We start from the raw sequence: 19,797 nt of genomic DNA, 5'->3' as shown, positions 1-19,797 counted from the left end.
GCCGTCCCCTATGCCGATTCTGTCGAAAAGGCCTTGGCAGATGAGTTTCGTGTAGCAGAAGAGGGCTTCATGGCTGAATGGGCAATGGCTTACACCAGAGCGCTGGTATGTCCTCTGTTTACGCTTCACTGATGTGTTTAATCTGGATCCATCAACTGAGTCGCAGGAAGCACTCAGGATCACGGATGATCGACCATTGGCCAGGATGGCTGCCGACAGGATGTCGAAATGGTCTTGAGAAACCCGCTTAGGCGGGTTTTTTTGTGGGCGATGGAAAATCCTCGGCGCATCATTTTGGCCGGGGAAACGGCAGCCAGGCACTGGCTGCCGGTCGGCATGGATCAGCGTGCTGACAATTGATCGAGTTTCGCTGCTACACGTTCAGTGATTTCCGAGCGCAGTTTCAATGACCCGGCGGCACGTTTGCGGGCCTCCTCCAGCACACTCACCGGAGCCGTCTCAGGGCTGCCTGACGCAAACGGCGGCGCCGGGGCATATTCCAGCTGCAACTGCACCAGCTCTGCCGTGTCCTTATCGAACAGCTCCGCGGCCAGGGTCAGGGCAAAATCGATGCCCGCCGTGATCCCGCCACCGGTCAACAGATTGCCGTCGCGCACCACCCGATCCTTCACCGGGATCGCCCCCAAAGGCACCAGCAATTCGTGATAAGCCCAGTGAGTGGTGGCGTGTTTGCCCTTCAGCAAACCCGCCGCACCGAGCACCAGCGCGCCGGTACACACCGACGTGACGTAACGCGCGGTGGCGGCCTGCGCCTTGATGAAGGCCAGTGTCTCTTCATCTTCCATCAGCGGCCCGACGCCACTGCCGCCGGGAATGCAGATCACATCCAGCTTCGGGCAATCGTCGAACGTGGTGGTCGGTTTCAGCACCAGGCCCGTGCTCGCGGTGACCGGCATCAGGTCCTTCCAGATCAAATGCACCTTCACGTCCGGCAGCGAGGCCAGTACGTCGTAAGGGCCGGTGAGGTCCAGTTGCTGAACCTGTGGAAACAACAGAAAACCGATCTGCAACGTCATGGCAATTTTCTCATGAAGTGGGTGGACGACTTCACTTTAGGCTCGTAGGATTTGGCGCATACGCCAATAACCCCACGAATTACGCCAATCATGCCGAAAACCATTCACGTGCTCGCCTTTGCCAATGTGCAACTGCTCGACGTCACCGGGCCGTTGCAGGTGTTCGCCTCGGCCAACGATATTTCTCGCCAGCAAGGTTTTCCGCCACCCTATGCGCCGTCGGTGATTGCCTGCGGCGGCGGGGCGGTGATGTCGTCGGCGGGATTGGCGCTGTTGGCCGAGCCGTTGCCCGAGGAGGGCAGTGACACACTGATCATTGCCGGTGGCTGGGGCGTTTACGACGCGGCGCGAGATGAACCGCTGGTGACGTGGGTGCGTGAACATGCGACGGGGTGTCGACGGGTAGCGTCGGTGTGCACCGGGGCATTTTTGCTGGCGGCCAGTGGCTGGCTCGATGGCCGGCGGGTGGTCACTCACTGGACCCGTTGCGAGCAGTTGGCGCAGCAGCATCCACGGCTGCAGGTTGAACCCAATCCGATTTTCATCAATGACGGCCCGGTCTGGACCTCGGCCGGGGTCACCGCCGGTATCGATCTGGCGCTGGCCATGGTCGAAGAAGATCTTGGCCGCACGATGGCCCTGGAAGTCGCCCGGCAACTGGTGGTATTCCTGAAACGTCCCGGCGGCCAGTCGCAGTTCAGCGTGACCCTCTCTTTGCAGAAGGAAGGCAACCGTTTCGACGAACTTCATGCCTGGATCAGTGAAAATCTCACCAAGGACTTGGGCATCCCGACCCTGGCCTTGCAGGCCGGCATGAGCGAACGCAGCTTCGTCCGCCACTACCGCGCCGACACCGGCCAGACTCCAGCCCGGGCCATCGAACTGATTCGGGTCGAGACCGCCCGACGTTTGCTCAGCGATACCGGCGTGCCGATCAAACGGGTGGCGGTGCAATGCGGATTTGGCAGCGAAGAGACGCTTCGACGCAGTTTTCTGCGGGCCGTGGGCGTGACCCCGCAGGCCTATCGCGAGCGTTTCAGCGTCAGCCCTGCAGCAGATCCAGTAACGCTCTGACCGTCGCCTCGGGCGCCTCTTCGGGAATGTTATGCCCGACACCTGCCAGCACTCGCCGCTCATAACGCCCGGTGAAATGGGTGAGGTCTTCGTCTATTTGCGGTGCCGGTCCGACTTATTGCTTGTCGCTACCAATGATCTGCGCACGCTCGTAGCGGGTCGATTATTGGTTCAGGCGCTGTACAGCTTTCCATGCGTAGTTGATTAAGTTGTTGCTGATATGAACTACAAGCTGGTCGTCGATTAGTTTGATAGTGATCGGAATAAATCCGCATTCCTCAGCGTGCCATCGGGACGAGATACTGGTGTCTTCGTTGTTTCCGATTATTATCCTTGTGCGATCTATTTGAAGTGGAGTAGGGAACAAGTGCCGCAAGGTGTCCGAGTTGGTTTTGCCGGATAGGCGTTTTGGTGTTTTGTTTTTCTTGTCTTCATCATAAAGAGAGAACGTTGATTTAATAAATACGCCAATATTTTCATGCTCGTCAGATACGAATTTCGAGTATTCGTTGTAAGGAACGTCTTTAGGTACCTCGAAAAATTTACACCCTAAGGTTATTACGCTAGTGGCATAACGTTCAAGGGCGGTTTTCCCGAGCGTTTGCATTTGTTCAATTAGATAGATTCTTGAAAGTATAAGTTTTCCCTCTAGAATCAAAAAATGTAAGTCAACCCTGCTAGGCATGGTTCTTACACCGACGGGGTCGATTTTGTGCCACTCGTAAAAACCTCCACAGAATGCTGCCAAAGGCGTTTCTTTATCGTAGCCGTTACTAATATCGCTTTCTTGATACAGCATTTCGGCCGATATATGTTCCGCTAGGTCTTCCGTGATTGATATTTTTTTTGAGCGAAGTTCCGCGGTAATTGCTTGATCCTTGGCTTTAATAATTTCTGCAAGTTGGCTTGCTCCAGTGCCGCAGATATAGCAAGTGCCAAAGTTCTTGGTTGTCAATTGTATCGTAGGGTTGTGTATGAACGGTACTCTACGAGAGTTTTCATCTATCAGTATGCCAAGAAGTGAAAATTTATGTGCGTCGTTTCCTAGTCCGGAGATTGTGTCGTGCAAAGTATTTAAGCTAGGTCGGGATAAGTTGTCATATGATTTGTTTGTATTGATTTTGTCGGAGAGCTTATCCCAAAAGGAATATGCTGCCTCGCAAGAGTCTGCAAAGGCAAGTATTCCCGTGTTGTCGGGCAAGGTGAAGCATTTTCGCCCTAATCGAGTAATGTGGAATATTTTTATAGTGTTTGCATCTGGTTGGTCAACTTCAATCCATTCAGATTTTATTTGTCCTTGAGCGGGTAGCCATACGCTTTTGTTTTTGTCAGGGTCTGGCCCTTCTGCGGTGATTAAACTATCTGAAACAATATAGGGTTCGTTGTCGGCATTTAGTAAGGCAATAGCGGTCATGGTCTAGTTCTTCGAATAATGTGATCGTTGTCGACGCAGCGTTGTACTGCAATATGGTCTTTGATTTTTGTGCTGCTGCCATCATCTGCTAGATGGAAAGTATTGACGTGGCTCGTCTGTGTTCAACTTGCTGCATCGCTCACAGGTATGAGCCTCAAGCATCCATTTCCGCCACCTGATTAAAATACTTCGACCGATCCGGCGTAAACGTCACCACCATGCTGGTCCGCGAACAGGTCAATGCCCGTTCTTCACCCAAATCAACATCCAGATCTTCCCCGCGTAACCCCTGCCACTGAGCGAGGTATTTGAGGGATCCGTACTTTTCGAGTTTTTTCAGGCTGCGGCTGACGCCACCTTTCCAGCCCAGCACCGGGAGTTCGCTGGCAAGGCAGCGTTGCGCGAGTTCGGGGAAACGGGCGGCGCGTTGGCGGCCGATTTCCCAGCATTTGATCAGGCCTTTGTCTTGGGCTTCCCACAATTCGTCGCGGTTCAGTCCGGACCTGAGAGGGGCGTCGATGCTGCGGTGGATGCGCTGGGTCATTCTGGTTCCTTGAATTCGGGTTTTGTTGGACAGCTCCGCTGTACCCGTTGACGGTCGATGGTAGGGGGGGATGTAACGGCTGGCAACAAAGGATTTTGGGCTGTAGAAATGAGTGGCTTCGTGGTGATTGGGCGGGGTTTGTTTAATTGTTGTAGGACCTTGGCGTACGTCTTCCTTATTTTTTTTCGCCGGTATTCAGCCAGCCTCGTGTTAGGGCTGATGGCCTCTTCGCGAGCAGGCTCGCTCCCACATTTAATCTTTAATGGACACCAAGTTTGTGTACGACCGAGATCAAATGTGGGAGCGAGCCTGCTCGCGAAAGGGGCAACTCGGTCTCAAGGCTGCCAGAAACTCTTCTCCCCACTCAATTTCCGATCCAGAAAACACGCCGCACTGATCAGTGCCAAATGCGTCAGCGCTTGCGGCGTATTGCCCAGATGCCGCGCGTGGCTGTCGAACTCTTCGGCGTACAACCCCAACGGGTTGGCGTACCTCAGCAACTGTTCAAATTCCAGGTGCGCCTTTTCAACCCGGCCAGCGCGGGCCAGGCATTCGACGTACCAGAATGAGCACGCGGCGAAGGCGCCTTCGGTGCCGTCGAGGCCGTCGATTCGGGTGTCGTCATTGCGATAGCGGTAAACCATGCCGTCGCGCACCAGGTTTTTTTCGATGGCATCGAGGGTTGCGAGCCAGCGCGGGTCTTTGGCGCTGACGAAGCGCACCAGCGGCATCAGCAGCATCGAACCATCAAGCGCGGTGCCGCCGATGTACTGGACGAAATGCCCGCGCTCTTCGTTCCAGAAATTTTCCCAGATGTCCGCGTAGATCGCCTGTCGGGTCTGGTCCCAGCGGGCGAACGGGGCGGGCAGTGAGCGTTTAGAGGCGAGGCGAATGGCCCGGTCCAGTGCCACCCAGCACATCAGTCGCGAGTGCAGGAAGTGATGCTGCTCGCCGCGCATTTCCCAGATGCCAACGTCCTTTTGCTCCCAGGTTTCGCAGACCTGATCGACCACTTCCACCGTGTGTTTCCAGCCTTCATGGGAGATGGCGTCGCCGTATTTGTTGACCAGATACACCGCGTCCATCAGCTCGCCGAAGATGTCGAGCTGGACCTGGTCGTAAGCCTGATTGCCAATGCGCACTGGTGTTGCGCCGCCATGGCCGCAGAGGTGCGAGAGTTCGGTTTCCGGCAGTTCCTGGCGGCCATCGATGGCGTAGAGGATGTTGAGTTTCATGGACTTGCCGTGGCAATCGCTGACCCGCCCGCGCAGCCAGCGCATGTATTCATTGGCTTCCTGAACGAAGCCCAGGCGCATGAACGCATAGACGGTGAACGAGGCGTCGCGGATCCACGTGTAGCGGTAGTCCCAATTGCGCTCGCCGCCAGGCGTTTCGGGCAGGCCGAAGGTCGCGGCGGCGAGGATTGCGCCATGCTTGCGCGAGGTCAGCAGCTTCAGTGCCAGGGCCGAGCGATTGACCATTTCCCGCCAGCGGCCGCGATAGTTGGATTGGCCGATCCAGTCACGCCAGAACTTCAGGGTCCGTGCCAGACAGATCGCGGCGGCGCCTTCCTTGAACCGTGGGTCATCGATACCACCCAGCATGAACTCGGCGGTCTGGTCCTGTTCGAGGGTGAATTCGGCGACTGCCGCATGGCCGTCTATACGCAAAACCTGATCCGAAGACAGGCGCAGGGACGGCTGATTGGCGGCCTCGAAGGTGACGTCTTCTTCATCCATACGCGCGCGGGTCTTGGCGCGAGCGTAGTCATGACGCACGGCGCAACGCATATGAAACGTTGCCTGGCCGCTGACCACACGAACCCGGCGCATCAGCACCGGCGTGTCATCTTCGCTGTCGCCGATGGGCAGCAGATCGGTGACTTCGACGACTGCGCGGTCGCTGAGCCAACGGGTTTGCAGCACATTGGTGTCGGGCAGGTAAATCTGCTCGCGGCGAGCGTCGGGTAAATCCGGGGACAGTTGGAAAATCCCGGCCTCAGGCGTGTCCAGCAGCGAGCAGAAGATCGACGGGCTGTCGAATTCCGGCCAGCAGAAAAAGTCCACACTGCCTTTGTCGTTGACCAGCGCCGCGCTGCGCATGTCGCCGATGATGCCATGGGCATCGATAGCGCTTTGTCGTTCGGGATAATCAGCCATTGCCGCGAAACTCCGGATAAAAGGCTCAGTCCGCCGACGATGAACAGGGTAGTGCCGACGTCAGCGCCTTGAGTTGAGGGCCTAATCAGCTGACTGGTTTGGTGGGGCTAGAGTTCAGCGCCCAGATCAAAGATCGCAGCCTTCGGCAGCTCCTACGGAGACCGCGTTCCAAATGTAGGAGCTGCCGAAGGCTGCGATCTTTTGATCTTCAAGGCCTTCACATTCAACCAACAATTGCCTGCTTTCCCCTCAATCAAGCTTATGGCAACTTGCAGGCCCTTGTTGAGAATGCAACCCATGGCAAACCCTTACCGCGAGCTGTTCAAAGCCCCAGGCAGCAGCGCTTTTGTGCTGGCCGGGATGATCGCGCGCATGCCGATTTCCATGACCGGCATCGGTCTGATCACCATGCTCTCGCAATTGCAGGGTGGCTACGGACTGGCTGGCGCCGTGGCGGCGACGTTTGCCCTGGCCACGGCATTTTGTGCGCCGCTGGTCTCGCGGCTGGTGGACCGTTTCGGGCAACGTCGGATTTTGCCGGTGTCGGCGCTGATCGGTGGCGGGGCGTTGTTGCTGGTGTTGCTTTGCACTCGCTTGCAGGCGCCGCAGTGGACGTTGTTTGTGTTTGCCGCGCTGGCCGGTTGCATGCCGAGCATGTCGGCGATGGTGCGGGCGCGCTGGACCGAGGTGTATCGCGGCCAGCCTGAGCTGCAAACCGCTTATGCGCTGGAGTCGGTGCTGGACGAGGTCTGCTTTATTGTCGGGCCGCCACTGTCGGTGGGGTTGTGCGTGGTGGCGTTCCCCGAAGCGGGGCCGTTGGCGGCGTTGCTGATGCTGGCGATCGGGGTGACGGCATTTGTGCTGCAACGTGACACCGAGCCGGCGATTCATCCCCATGAAGACCATCATCAAGGCTCGATCATTCGTTCCAGCGAGATTCAGTTGCTGATGCTGTTGATGGTCGCCATGGGCACCATCGTCGGCGTGGTGGATGTGGTCAGCGTGGCGTTCGCCCAGCAGCAGGGCCAGCCGGCGGCGGCGAGCATTGTGTTGTCGGTGTATGCCATCGGCTCGTGCATGGCCGGACTGGCGTTCGGCGCGTTGCGCTCGAAGCTGCCGTTGCCGCGATTGTTCCTGTACGGCGGGGTGGCGACGGCGGTGACCACGTTGCCGTTGCTGCTGGCGACGAACATTCTCGGGCTGTCGCTGGCGGTGTTCGTCGCCGGGCTGTTTTTTGCGCCGACGCTGATTGTTGCGATGGCGTTGGTGGAGCGCATCGTGCCGCCGGCCAAACTCACAGAAGGACTGACCTGGCTGGTGACGGGATTGAGCATCGGCGTGGCGATTGGCGCGGCCAGTTCCGGGTGGCTGGTGGATGCGTTCGGCGCGCGCAGCGGGTTCTGGGTGGCGATTGCGGCTGGCGCGGTGGTGCTCGGTTCGGCGGTCCAAAGTTTTCGCCACTTGAAATGAAGATCAACTGTGGGAGCGAGCTTGCTCGCGATAGCGGTGTGGCAGCCACATTCATGTTGACTGATACGCCTCTATCGCGAGCAAGCTCGCTCCCACAGTTGATCTTTGACTAATTCAGACTCCGCCTCATCCGTTCTCTTTACAGACAACTTTTCGAGGTAAGCCCGGTGACCCAGCTGACATTGCTCTGCCTACCCTATTCGGGCGCGAGTGCCATGGTCTACAGCCGCTGGCGGCGAAAACTGCCGGAGTGGCTCAAGCTGCAACCCGTGGAACTGCCGGGGCGTGGCGCCCGGTTTGGCGAACCGTTGCACACCGACATGCGGCGCCTGGCGCTGCAACTGGCGCAAGAACAAAAAGCCACGCTCAAGACGCCGTACGCGCTGTTCGGTCATAGCCTTGGCGCGTTACTCGCTTGTGAGATGGCTCATGCGTTTCGCTCGCTGGGCTGTCCGGAACCGGTAGCGCTGTTCGCTTCGGGCACCGCCGCACCGACCCTGCGTGCCGACTACGACCGAGGTTTCGCCGAGCCCAAAACCGATGCGGAATTGATCGAGCAATTGCGCACCCTCAACGGCACCCGTGAAGAGGTGCTGGCCAACGAAGAACTGATGAGCCTGGCGCTGCCGGTGCTGCGCGCGGATTTTCTGTTGTGCGGACGTTTCGAACCGCAGCAGCGTCCGTTGCTCAAGTGCCCGATTCATGTGCTTGGCGGCAAGGCTGACCGCGCCACCACCGAACAGTTGATCGGCTGGAGCAAGGAAACCCACGGCAGCTTTTCGGTGGACATGCTCGCTGGCGGACACTTCTTTATCCACGAGCAAGAAGCCAAGGTGTTGCGGGTGATCAAGGATCAGCTGGAAGTTCACCATCGGCGGCATGGGTTGATGGCTGTCAGCTAAACCATTCTGGAGCATCACCCAAAACCTGTGGGAGCGAGCTTGCTCCGGGCGGCGTTCCGACGATAGCGGCGGCACATTCGATATGGATGTGACTGACAGACCGCTATCGCGAGCAGGCTCACTCCTACAATGATTTTTGACTCCCTTACACTCCTCGCTCTACCTCCTTCCTGATACTTGTTCTCATTCGCTAATTTTTCCGGTCTGCATTCGTTTTATAGGGACGACGTGCCTTTGTGCTTCCCGCCACTGATCCGGATGCTAAGAAATGAATGCTGAAGACTCCTTGAAACTTGCTCGCCGGTTTATCGGGTTGCCCCTGGAAAAGCGCCAGATGTTCCTCGCGGCCTTGCAAAAGGAAGGCGTTGATTTCGCCCGGTTCCCCATTCCTGCCGGCGTCGAAGCTGAAGATCGCCAGGCGTTGTCGTACGCCCAGCAGCGCATGTGGTTTCTCTGGCAACTGGACCCGCAAAGCGGCGCGTACAACCTGCCGGGCGCCGTGCGTCTGACCGGGCATTTGAACTTGTCAGCACTGGAGCAAGCCTTTTCCAGTCTCGTCGCGCGCCATGAAACCCTGCGCACGGTGTTCCAGCGCCAGGCCGACGACACCCTGCTGCAAGTGCCGGCCAGCGCGCCGCTGGTGATTGATCAGGTGGATTTCAGCGCGTTGCCGGCCATTGAGCGCGAGCAAGCAGTCGCCCACGCGGCCGAGCAGCAATCCGTGCTGCCGTTCGATCTATCTGTCGGCCCGCTGTTGCGCGTCACCTTGCTCAAACTCGCCGAGCAGCAACACGTCCTCCTGCTGACCCTGCACCACATCGTTTCCGACGGTTGGTCGATGAACGTGCTGATCGACGAGTTCATCCGCTGCTACGACGCTTTTGAGGCGGGCGCACAGCCACAACTCGCGCCATTGCCGATCCAGTACAGCGACTATGCGTTGTGGCAACGCCGCTGGCTGGAGGCCGGCGAGCAGGCGCGTCAACTCGACTACTGGCAGGCGCAACTGGGCGACGAGCACCCGGTGCTGGAACTGCCCGCTGATCATCCGCGCCCGGCGATGCCGAGCTATCGCGGCACCCGTTACGAGTTCGCGGTCGACGGTCAGTTGGCCGAACAACTGCGGGCCACGGCGCAGAAACACAACATCACCCTGTTCATGCTGTTGCTCGGCGCCTTCAACGCGCTGCTGCACCGTTACACCGGACAGACCGACATCCGCGTCGGCGTGCCAATCGCCAACCGCAACCGCGCCGAGATCGAAGGTCTGATCGGCTTCTTCGTCAACACTCAAGTGCTGCGCACCCAGCTCGACGGCCAGACCCGCGTCGACGACTTGCTGCGTGCCATCAAGGAAACCGCCCTCGGTGCCCAGGCCCATCAGGACTTGCCGTTCGAACGCCTGGTCGAGGCGCTGAAACTGGAGCGCAGCCTTAGCCACACGCCGCTGTTCCAGGTGATGTACAACCACCAGCCGCAGGTTGCGGACATTTCCACGGTCAGCACCGCGTCCGGTCTGGCGCTGGGCGTGATCGAGTGGGAAGGGCGCACCACCCAGTTCGACCTGACCCTCGATACCTACGAAAAGGGCGGCAAGCTGCACGCCGCGCTGACCTACGCTAACGACCTGTTCGACGCGGCGACCATCGCGCGCATGGCGCAGCACTGGACGCATTTGTTGCAGGGCATGGTCAGTGATTCGCGGCAGCGCATCAGTGATTTGCCATTGCTGGCGAGCGCCGAATACCAGCGCATCGTGCATGACTGGAACCGTGCTGACGAAAGCGTCCCGCAGGACCTGTGCATTCATGAGCTGATCAGCCAGCAAGCAGCGGCCAGCCCGGATGCACTGGCAGTGACCTTCGCGACCAAACAGCTGACTTACAGCGAACTCGACACTCAAGCCAATCGCCTGGCCCACAAACTGATCGAACTGGGCGTTGGCCCGGAAGTCCGGGTCGGCGTGGCGATGCAGCGTTCCGACAGCTTGTTGGTCGCGTTGCTCGCGGTGCTCAAGGCCGGGGGCGCCTACGTGCCACTGGACCCGGATTACCCGGCCGAACGCGTTGCCTACATGCTTGAAGACAGCCGCGCCCTGGTGCTGCTGACCGAGCAAGCTGTCGCCGCAACATTGACCGTCACCGTCGACACCCAAGTGTTGCTGGTGGACGATAGGGTGTGGGCCGCTTACCCACGTAGCACGCCGGTGACTCGCGTCACGCCGGACAACCTCGCCTACGTGATCTACACCTCCGGCTCCACCGGCAAACCCAAAGGCGTGGCCATCGCGCACCGCAACGTGCTGGCGCTGATCGACTGGTCGAAATCGGTCTACAGCCGTGAAGACATTCAAGGCGTATTGGCCTCGACGTCGGTGTGCTTCGACTTGTCGGTGTGGGAGCTGTTTGTCACCCTGGCCAACGGCGGCTCGGTGATCATCGCTCGCAATGCCCTGGAATTACCGCAGCTGCCGGCCCGGGATCAGGTGCGCCTGATCAACACCGTGCCATCGGCGATCAATGCATTGCAGCGCGACGGGCAGATTCCGCCGAGCGTGCGCATCATCAACCTTGCCGGCGAACCGTTGAAGCAGAGCCTGGTGGACGCGTTGTATCAGCAGTCGACGGTCGAGCATGTCTACGATTTGTACGGTCCATCGGAAGACACCACTTACTCAACCTGCACCCGTCGCGAGGCCGGTGGCCGAGCAAGCATCGGCCGACCGTTGAAACACACTGCCAGCTATTTGCTCGATGCTGACCTGCAACCGGTGCCGCAAGGCGTGTCCGCCGAGCTGTTCCTGTCAGGCGCGGGCATCACGCGCGGTTACCTGGCACGTCCGGGCATGACCGCCGAAAAATACGTGCCGAACCCGTTCTCCAGCAACGGCGAACGCCTGTATCGCACTGGCGATCTGACCCGTTATCAGGCCGACGGCACGTTGCAATACGTTGGTCGCATCGACCATCAGGTCAAGGTCCGTGGCTTCCGCATCGAACTCGGTGAAATCGAAGCGCGGCTGTTGCAACAGGACGCCGTGGGTGAATTGGCGGTGCTGGCGCAGGACGGCCTCAACGGTCAGCAACTGGTCGCCTACATCGTGCCGGCCGATCCAGCGTTACTGGACGACATCGACGCTCAAGCGACCCAGCGTGAAACCTTGAAAGCTGCGCTACGCCAACACCTGCCGGACTACATGGTCCCGGCGTTTCTACTGTTCCTCGAAGGCCTGCCACTGACCCCCAACGGCAAACTCGACCGCAAGGCCTTGCCGGCGATTGACGGCACTGAGCAACAGCGCGAACACGTCGCACCGCGCACAGCGATGGAAAAATCCCTCGCGGCGATTTGGCAGGACGTGTTGGCCATCGAAAATGTGGGTCTTGAAGACAACTTCTTCGAACTCGGCGGCGACTCCATTGTGTCCATGCAAGTGGTCAGCCGTGCGCGTCAGGCCGGGATCGTGTTGAGCCCCAAAGACCTGTTCCAGCACCAGACCATCCGCAGCCTGGCCCAAGCGGCCCATTGCGGTGAGCAATCGTTGATCGATCAAGGCCCGGCGGTGGGCGCAGTGGCGTTGGCGCCGGTGCAACAGTGGTTCTTCGAACAAGCCATCCCCGAGCGTCAGCACTGGAACCAGTCGCTGCTGCTGGTGCCGCGTGAAGCGTTGAACGTTGAGGCATTGGATCGCGCTTTAGAACAATTGCTGACCCATCACGACAGCTTGCGCCTGCGTTATGAACTGACCGTCGAAGGTTGGCAACAAACCTACGCCGCTCCGACCACGGAGTCGGTGTTGTGGCGGCGTCACGCGCAATCGCTCGAACAACTCAATGCGTTGTGCGACGAGGCTCAACGCAGTCTCGATTTGCAAAACGGCCCGCTGATGCGCGCGCTGTTGGTCTCGATGGCCGACGGTACCGAGCGTTTGCTGCTGGTCATTCACCACCTGGCGGTGGACGGTGTGTCCTGGCGCGTGTTGCTGGAAGACCTTCAGCAGTTCTACAGCGGCAGCCATGCATCGCTGGCGAAAACCAGCAGCTATCAACGCTGGGTCGCCCGTCTGCAAGCTCATCTTCCAGCCTTTGAAAACAGCCTCGGTCACTGGCAAACCCAACTGCGCGACGCACCGAACGATCTGCCGTGCGACCACCCGAACGGCGTACTGGAAAACTGCTTCGAACAGAAACTCGAACTCAAACTCGACACCGAACAAACCCGCAAGCTGCTGCAACAGGCCCCGGCGGCCTATCGCACCCAGGTCAACGACCTGCTGCTGACCGCGCTGGCTCGTGCGGTTTGCCGCTGGAGCGGGCAGGGCAGCACGCTGATTCAGCTCGAAGGCCATGGTCGCGAAGACCTGTTCGACGACATCGACCTGACCCGCACCGTCGGTTGGTTTACCAGCCTGTTCCCGGTCAATCTGATGCCGTGCGCCGATCTCTCGGCTTCGATCAAAACCATCAAAGAACAACTGCGCGCCGTGCCGGACAAAGGCCTGGGCTACGGCGCGCTGCGCTACCTTGGCACACCAACGATTCGCGCCGAACTGGCGGCGTTGCCGCAACCGCGCATCACCTTCAACTATCTGGGTCAGTTCGACCGTCAGTTCGACGATGCGGCGATGTTTGTGCCGTCCACCGAAGGCAACGGCATCGCGCAGGATCCATCGGCACCGTTGGGCAACTGGTTGACGGTCGAAGGCCAGGTCTACGGCGGTGAGTTGTCGCTGAGCTGGGGCTTCAGCCGCGAGATGTTCGACACCGCGACCATCCAGCGTTTGGCCGCCGATTACGCGCTGGAACTCAACGCGTTGATCGATCACTGCTGTGCCGTTGAAGCGCCGCAAGCCACACCGTCAGACTTCCCGCTGGCGCGCATCAGTCAGTCGCAACTTGACGGATTGCCGCTGGCGGTCGCGACCCTCGAAGACCTTTATCCACTGTCGCCGATGCAGCAGGGCATGCTGTTCCACACCCTCTACGAACCCGAAGTCGGCGCCTACATCAGTCAGCTGCGCCTGGACATTCAAGGCCTCGATCCGCAGCGTTTTTCTCAGGCCTGGCAAACCGCGCTGGAGCGTCACGACATTCTGCGCAGCAGCTTCCATTGGCAACGTCTCGACACCGCGCATCAGGCGATTGTTCGTCAGGTCGCGTTGCCGCTTGAAGTGCTTGAAGCGACCGACACCGATGCGTTGGCCGACGCCGAACGCGCCCAGGGTTTTGCACTGGGCAGCGCGCCGCTGTTCCGTTTGAAGCTGGTTCGCATGGGCGCTGATGACTGGCACCTGATCTACACCAGCCACCACATTTTGATGGACGGCTGGAGCAACGCACAGTTGCTGGCCGAAGTGATCCAGCACTACGCCGCCGGACCATCGCTGCCGGCACCGACCGGGCAATACCGCGATTACCTGGGCTGGTTGCAGCTGCAATCGGCTGCCGCGGGCGAGCAGTTCTGGAAAGCGGCATTGGCACCGCTCGAAGCACCGACGTTGCTGGCCGAAGCCTTGCGGCCGCCGGTGGGTGCCGAAGGCAGCGAGGAATACCGCGTCACCCTCGACAGCCGCGCGACCCAGCGCATGGCCGAGTTCGCCCGTCAGCAGAAAGTCACCCTCAACACCTTGCTGCAAGCGGCCTGGAGTCTGTTGCTGCAGCGCTACACCGGCCAGGATTGCGTGGTGTTCGGTGCCACCGTGGCCGGGCGTTCGGCGCCGCTGCCAGGGATCGAAGAGCAGCTCGGGCTGTTCATCAACACGCTGCCGCTGGTGTGCGCGATGAAGCCGGATCAAACCGTCAGCCAATGGCTGGGCGAGTTGCAAGGGCTGAACCTGGCCATGCGCGAGTTCGAGCATGTGCCGCTTTACGACATTCAGGGTTGGGCGGGGCAGCAGGGTTCGGTGCTGTTCGACAGCCTGCTGGTGTTCGAAAACTTCCCGGTGGCCGAGGCGCTGAAACAGGGCGCGCCGGCCGGATTGTCGTTCGGCAATCTGTACAACCACGAGCGCACGCACTATCCGCTGACCTTGGGCATCGAACTCGGCGAAGGCTTGAGCCTGGACTTCAGCTACGACGCGGCGCGGTTCAGTGCCGCTCAGGTCACTGAATTGTCGGCCAATTTGCAGCACCTGTTGGCGCAATTGGTGGCGCTGCCGGACGCGGCATTGGGCACGCTGGAGTTACTCGATGAGACCGGAAAAAATGCTGTGCTCGCTGTCAGCCAACCGGCAGCAGTTGAGTTATCCACAGCACTTTTGGTGCACGAACAAGTCGCGGCTCAGGCCGCCGCTACCCCAGATGCGATGGCATTGCAGGTCGACGGTCAGTCCCTGAGCTACGGCCAATTGAACGCGCAGGCCAACCGACTGGCCCATCGCCTGATCGACAACGGCGCCGGTCCAGGCTCGCGTGTCGGTCTGGCGCTGCGTCGCGGCTCGCAACTGATCGTCAGCCTGTTGGCGGTGCTCAAAACCGGCGCGGCTTATGTGCCACTCGATCCGAAATACCCGGCTGAACGCCTGGCCTACATGATCGACGACAGCCGCCTCGACGTGCTGCTGTGCGAGTCCGGTCTGCTGGAAGACGTGCCAGGCGTGCTACGTCTGAGCCTCGAAGACAACGCCGACTACTCCGACAGCGATCCGCAAAACCAAGCGCTCGCCGACGACCTGGCCTACATCATCTACACCTCTGGCTCCACCGGCCAACCCAAAGGCGTGGCCATCGCCCATTCTGCGTTGCGCGAGTTTTGCCAGACCGCCGCCGACTATTCGCTGCTGTCGGCGTCGGACCGCGTGTTGCAGTTCGCGACCTTCAGTTTCGACGGCTTTGTAGAGCAGTGCTTCCCGGCGTTGTGCGTCGGCGCGGCGTTGATCATGCGCGGCGACGATGTGTGGGATGCCGGCCGCCTCGCTGCGGAAATCGTCCAGAAGGGAGTAACCGTCGCGGATTTGCCAGCGGCTTACTGGTACTTGCTGGCTCGGGAATGTGCGAGCGGTGTGGTACGCAATCTCGGTGAGTTGCGCCAGGTTCACGTCGGCGGCGAAGCGATGTCGGTTGAAGGTCTGCGCCTGTGGCATCAAGCAGGTTTGAGCCATGTGCGATTGCTCAACACCTACGGCCCGACCGAGGCGACCGTGGTGTCCAGCGTTCATGAATGCCGTCTGATCGATGCCAGCGACGCGTTCGGCATCCCGATCGGTCGAGCCATCGCCGGTCGGGCCCTGTATGTGCTGGACGCTGCCGGTCAGTTGTTGCCCAACGGTGGCGTTGGCGAATTGTGTATCGGTGCCTCGGCCAGTTTGGCTCAAAGCTACTTCGACCGCCCGGCGCTGACCGCCGAACGCTTCCTGCCGGACCCGTTCGCCCGTGAACCGGGCGCGCGGCTGTACCGCAGCGGCGATCTCGCGCGCTACAACGCGGAAGGAAATCTGGAGTACGTCGGCCGCATCGATCATCAAGTGAAGATTCGCGGTTTCCGCATTGAAATGGGTGAGATCGAAGCCTGCCTGCAAGCCCGGGAGGACGTGCGCGAAGCGGCGGTCATCGCTCAGGACGGCACGCAACTGGTGGCGTATGTCGTGGCCAACGGCGCGACGGTTTCTCAGGCCGAATATCTGGAAGGACTCAAAGCCGTTCTGCGTCAGTCGTTGCCGGAATACATGGTGCCGAATCACCTGGTCCTGCTGCCGAAACTGCCGCTCAACAACAACGGCAAACTCGACCGCAAAGCCCTGCCGCGTGCTGAGGCGGTCGATGCGCAACGCCAATTCGTGACCCCGGCCGCAGGGCTGGAAACGCAACTCGCGCTGATCTGGCAGGACGTGTTGCAGGTCGAACGCGTGGGCCGTGACGACAACTTCTTCGAGCTGGGCGGGCACTCGTTGCTGGTGCTTCAGGTGATCTCTCGGGTGCGTCAGCAGTTGCAACTCGAACTGTCTGTAAGCAGTCTGTTCTCCGCGACGAATCTGGCGGAATTTGCCGGGCGTGCGGCACGGGCGAACGTCGGCGGACAACCCTTGCTGCAACAAGCAGCGTTCGATAAGCCAGCAATTCTGTCTTACGCCCAACAGCGCCAATGGATTCTCTGGCAGCTGGACCCGCAAAGCCCGGCCTACAACATTCCCGCCGCGCTACGCCTCAAGGGCTCGCTGAACCGCAAAGCCCTGCGCGAAGCCTTTGCGCAATTGCAGGCCCGTCACCAAACCTTGCGCACAACCTTTGAGCAGGACGGCCAGCAGGCGCGTCCGGTGCTGCACGACAACCTGGCGCTGCAACTGGATGAACGCACACTCGATCAGTCGTCGATCGACAATGCCGTAGCCGAAGAAATCGCCCGTCCGTTCGACTTGCGCAACGGCCCGCTGTGGCGCGTGTTGCTGCTGCAAGTGAACACCGACGAACACGTGCTGGTGCTCACCGTGCATCACATCGCTGCCGATGGCTGGTCGATGCAGGTCATGGTCGATGAGTTCAGCGCGCTGTATCAGGCTGCTGTCGAAGGCAATGCCGCGAACCTGAATAGCCTGCCGGTGAACTACAGCGACTACGCCCGTTGGCAGCGTGACTGGCTGGAAGCAGGCGAGGGCGCACGCCAACTGACATGGTGGCGCGAGCAACTGGATGGCAGGCAGGCACCGCTTGAATTGCCGAGCGAACTGACCCGTCCGTCCCGTCGCACCGAGCGCGGCGCCAGCCTGATGCTGAATGTTGATCGCGAGTTGCTGGCCGGTTTGCGTCAGCGTGCCCAGGAACAACAGGTGACGTTGTTCATGCTGTTGCTGGCGAGTTTCCAGACTTTGCTACATCGCCAGAGCGGGCAGTCGAGCATCAGCGTCGGCGTGCCGAGCGCCGGACGTTCGCGTCTGGAAACCGAAGGCCTGATCGGCTTCTTCATCAACACCCAGGTGCTGCGTGCCGAGATCGATGGTCAGCAGTCCTTCAGCACCTTGCTGCAACAGGTCAAACAGGTTGCCTTGGGCGCGCAGGCCAATCAGGACTTGCCGTTCGAGCAACTGGTCGACGCTTTGCAACCGGACCGCAGCCTCAATCACAGCCCATTGTTCCAGGTGCTCTACAACCACCAGCAAAAGCTGGGTGCGAGCGTTGAGCGCAGCGTCGCCGATTTGCAGATCGAGCGTCTGCACTGGCAGCAACACACCACGCAATTCGATCTGGTGCTCGACACTCAGGAGCAGGGCGAAACGCTGGACGCCAGCCTGACCTACGCCACTGATTTGTACGACGAGGCGTCGATGAATCGCCTGGCCGAGCAGTGGCTGAATCTGCTGCAAGCGGTAGTCAGCGATCCACTGCAACGGGTTGCCGAACTGCCGCTCATTGACGAGTCGCAGCGCGATGCCTTGGTGCAGCATTGGAATCCCGCGTTCCAGGCGCAACCGCCGTCGCCAACCTTGCACCATGTGTTCGAAGTTCAAGCCGCACAACGGCCGGACGCCATTGCACTGACTTACGAAGGCGAGCACCTGACCTACGCCGCGCTCAATGCTCAGGCCAACCGACTGGCGCGCAAACTGCGTAAACAGGGCGTCGGCCCAGAGGTGCGCGTCGGCATCGCCACCGAACGGGCGATGCCGCTGGTGGTAGGGTTGCTGGCGATTCTCAAGGCCGGCGGCGCCTATGTGCCACTCGATCCGCAATACCCGGCCGAGCGCCTGAGCTACATGATCGAAGACAGCGGCATCACGTTGCTGCTGACCCAACAACACCTGATCGACGGTTTGCCGGCCCGCGACGGCGTGCAAGTGCTGAGCCTGGAGTCGTTGCAACTGGATGCCTTCAGCGCCGACAACTTGCCGGCGCTGGCGACCCCGGACAACCTCGCCTACGTCATCTACACCTCCGGTTCCACCGGTCGGCCGAAGGGCGCGTTGCTCAGCCATGGCAACGTCGGGCGTCTGCTCACCGCCACCGCTGCCGAATTCAACTTCGGCCCAGACGATGTCTGGACGCTGTTCCATTCCTACGCCTTCGACTTCTCGGTGTGGGAGCTGTTCGGCGCGCTGTGCACCGGTGGGCGTCTGGTGATCGTGCCGTATTACATCAGCCGCGAGCCGCAAGAGTTCCATCGCTTGCTCTGTGATGAAGGCGTGACGGTGTTGAACCAGACCCCGACCGCGTTTCGCCAGTTGTTGCCGATTGCCTGTGCCAGCCCACGAAACATGGCCCTGCGTCAGGTGATTTTCGGTGGCGAAGCGTTGGAAGTCGCCAGCCTGCGTCCATGGTTCGAGCGCTTCGGCGACCAACAGCCAATCCTGGTCAACATGTATGGCATCACCGAAACCACGGTGCACGTGACCTACCGCGCCATCCGCCTCGCCGATCTCGACGGCAAGGCCCAGAGCCCGATTGGCCTGCCGATCCGCGACCTGCGCTGGTACTTGCTCGACAGCCAGTTGCAGCCGGTGCCGGTGGGTGTGGCGGGCGAGTTGTACATCGCCGGCGCCGGTTTGGCCCGTGGTTATCACGGGCGTTTCGGCCTGACTGCCGAGCGCTTCGTGCCGAGCCCATTCGAGGCGTCGCAACGTCTTTATCGCAGTGGTGACCTGGCCCGCCAGCGTGCCGACGGCAGCATCGATTACCTCGGCCGGATCGACCAGCAAGTGAAGATCCGCGGCTTCCGCATCGAACTGGGTGAAATCGAAGCCGCACTGCTGGCTCAACCGGGCGTGCGCCAAGCGGTGTTGAGCGTGCATGCCGGCGACGGCTGCCCACAACTGTGCGCCTACGTGGTGGCCGAGCAAACCCCGCAAGACACGATCGCCTGGCGCGACAACCTGTGCGCCGCGCTCAAGGTCGATCTGCCGGATTACATGGTGCCGAGCCACTGGTTGCTGCTGGATGCCTTGCCGCTGACCGGTAACGGCAAGCTCGACCGCAAGGCCCTGCCGGTGCCCGACGCTCAGGAATGGCAGCGCCCGTTCGAAGCCCCCGAGGGCGACCTCGAACGGCAACTGGCGGCCATTTGGGCCGACGTGTTGGGCGTGGCGCAGATCGGCCGACGCGACAACTTCTTTGAATTGGGCGGGCATTCGTTGCTCGCCGCCCAGGCCAGTGCCCGTGTGGAACTGGAGCTGGGCATCGAGCTGCCGCTGCGAGCGCTGTTCGAGTCCACCGACCTTCAGGCTTATGCCGCCATGGCCGGGCAACACGCCCCGGCTGACAACGATGCACGT

At 60.3% G+C, this 19,797-nt stretch carries 7 protein-coding genes and 3 pseudogenes; 5 read left to right on the top strand and 5 right to left on the bottom strand.

The window, feature by feature from the left end; translation table 11 throughout:
• Window positions 1-341 precede the first annotated feature (341 nt).
• The gene (inhA, locus tag VD17_RS21985; RefSeq protein WP_046055642.1) at window positions 342-1,037 is read right to left on the bottom strand and encodes an isonitrile hydratase; all 696 of its coding nucleotides are present in this window, start codon (window positions 1,035-1,037) and stop codon (window positions 342-344) included.
• A 90-nt stretch (window positions 1,038-1,127) separates the two neighbouring features.
• Here inhA and VD17_RS21980 point away from each other — a divergent pair, with 90 nt between their 5' ends.
• On the top strand, window positions 1,128-2,111 hold the full coding sequence (locus VD17_RS21980) for a GlxA family transcriptional regulator (RefSeq protein ID WP_046055641.1): 984 nt from the start codon (window positions 1,128-1,130) through the stop codon (window positions 2,109-2,111).
• Here VD17_RS21980 and VD17_RS32700 read toward each other — a convergent pair.
• The 4 genes and pseudogenes from VD17_RS32700 to VD17_RS21965 all read right to left on the bottom strand — a co-directional run.
• Window positions 2,080-2,226 (bottom strand): annotated as a pseudogene (locus tag VD17_RS32700) (alpha/beta hydrolase); the annotation flags it as partial. The gene VD17_RS21980 and the pseudogene VD17_RS32700 sit on opposite strands and share 32 nt — an antisense overlap.
• Before the next feature lie 48 nt (window positions 2,227-2,274).
• Window positions 2,275-3,525 carry a hypothetical protein gene (locus tag VD17_RS21975; RefSeq protein ID WP_046055640.1) on the bottom strand — a complete coding sequence of 417 codons (1,251 nt, stop codon included), beginning with the start codon at window positions 3,523-3,525 and terminating at the stop codon, window positions 2,275-2,277.
• 154 nt (window positions 3,526-3,679) lie between these two features.
• Entirely contained in the window at window positions 3,680-4,069 is a 390-nt protein-coding gene (locus VD17_RS21970; protein WP_046055639.1) for a hypothetical protein, read from the bottom strand.
• A gap of 335 nt (window positions 4,070-4,404) precedes the next feature.
• Window positions 4,405-6,228: a glycoside hydrolase family 15 protein gene (locus VD17_RS21965; protein ID WP_046055638.1), complete on the bottom strand. Its 1,824-nt coding sequence runs from the start codon at window positions 6,226-6,228 to the stop codon at window positions 4,405-4,407.
• Window positions 6,229-6,525: 297 nt separating this feature from the next.
• Here VD17_RS21965 and VD17_RS21960 point away from each other — a divergent pair, with 297 nt between their 5' ends.
• From VD17_RS21960 to VD17_RS33160, 4 genes and pseudogenes are all read left to right on the top strand, one after another.
• Complete coding sequence (locus VD17_RS21960; protein WP_046055637.1) at window positions 6,526-7,698, top strand: MFS transporter; 1,173 nt, start codon at window positions 6,526-6,528, stop codon at window positions 7,696-7,698.
• A gap of 167 nt (window positions 7,699-7,865) precedes the next feature.
• Window positions 7,866-8,600 (top strand): thioesterase II family protein, encoded by a 735-nt coding sequence (locus VD17_RS21955; RefSeq protein ID WP_046055636.1) that lies wholly within the window; start codon window positions 7,866-7,868, stop codon window positions 8,598-8,600.
• A 268-nt stretch (window positions 8,601-8,868) separates the two neighbouring features.
• Window positions 8,869-16,527: pseudogene (locus VD17_RS21950) on the top strand (amino acid adenylation domain-containing protein); the annotation flags it as partial.
• Window positions 16,501-19,755: pseudogene (locus VD17_RS33160) on the top strand (amino acid adenylation domain-containing protein); the annotation flags it as partial. The pseudogenes VD17_RS21950 and VD17_RS33160, both read left to right, overlap by 27 nt.
• Between the last annotated feature and the right edge of the window lie 42 nt (window positions 19,756-19,797).

The organism is Pseudomonas fluorescens (assembly GCF_000968015.1).
In the GTDB taxonomy this organism is placed as follows: domain Bacteria; phylum Pseudomonadota; class Gammaproteobacteria; order Pseudomonadales; family Pseudomonadaceae; genus Aquipseudomonas; species Aquipseudomonas fluorescens_W.
The sequence above is the reverse complement of the archived record's forward strand: the minus strand, read 5'-3'. Positions and strand labels throughout refer to the sequence as shown.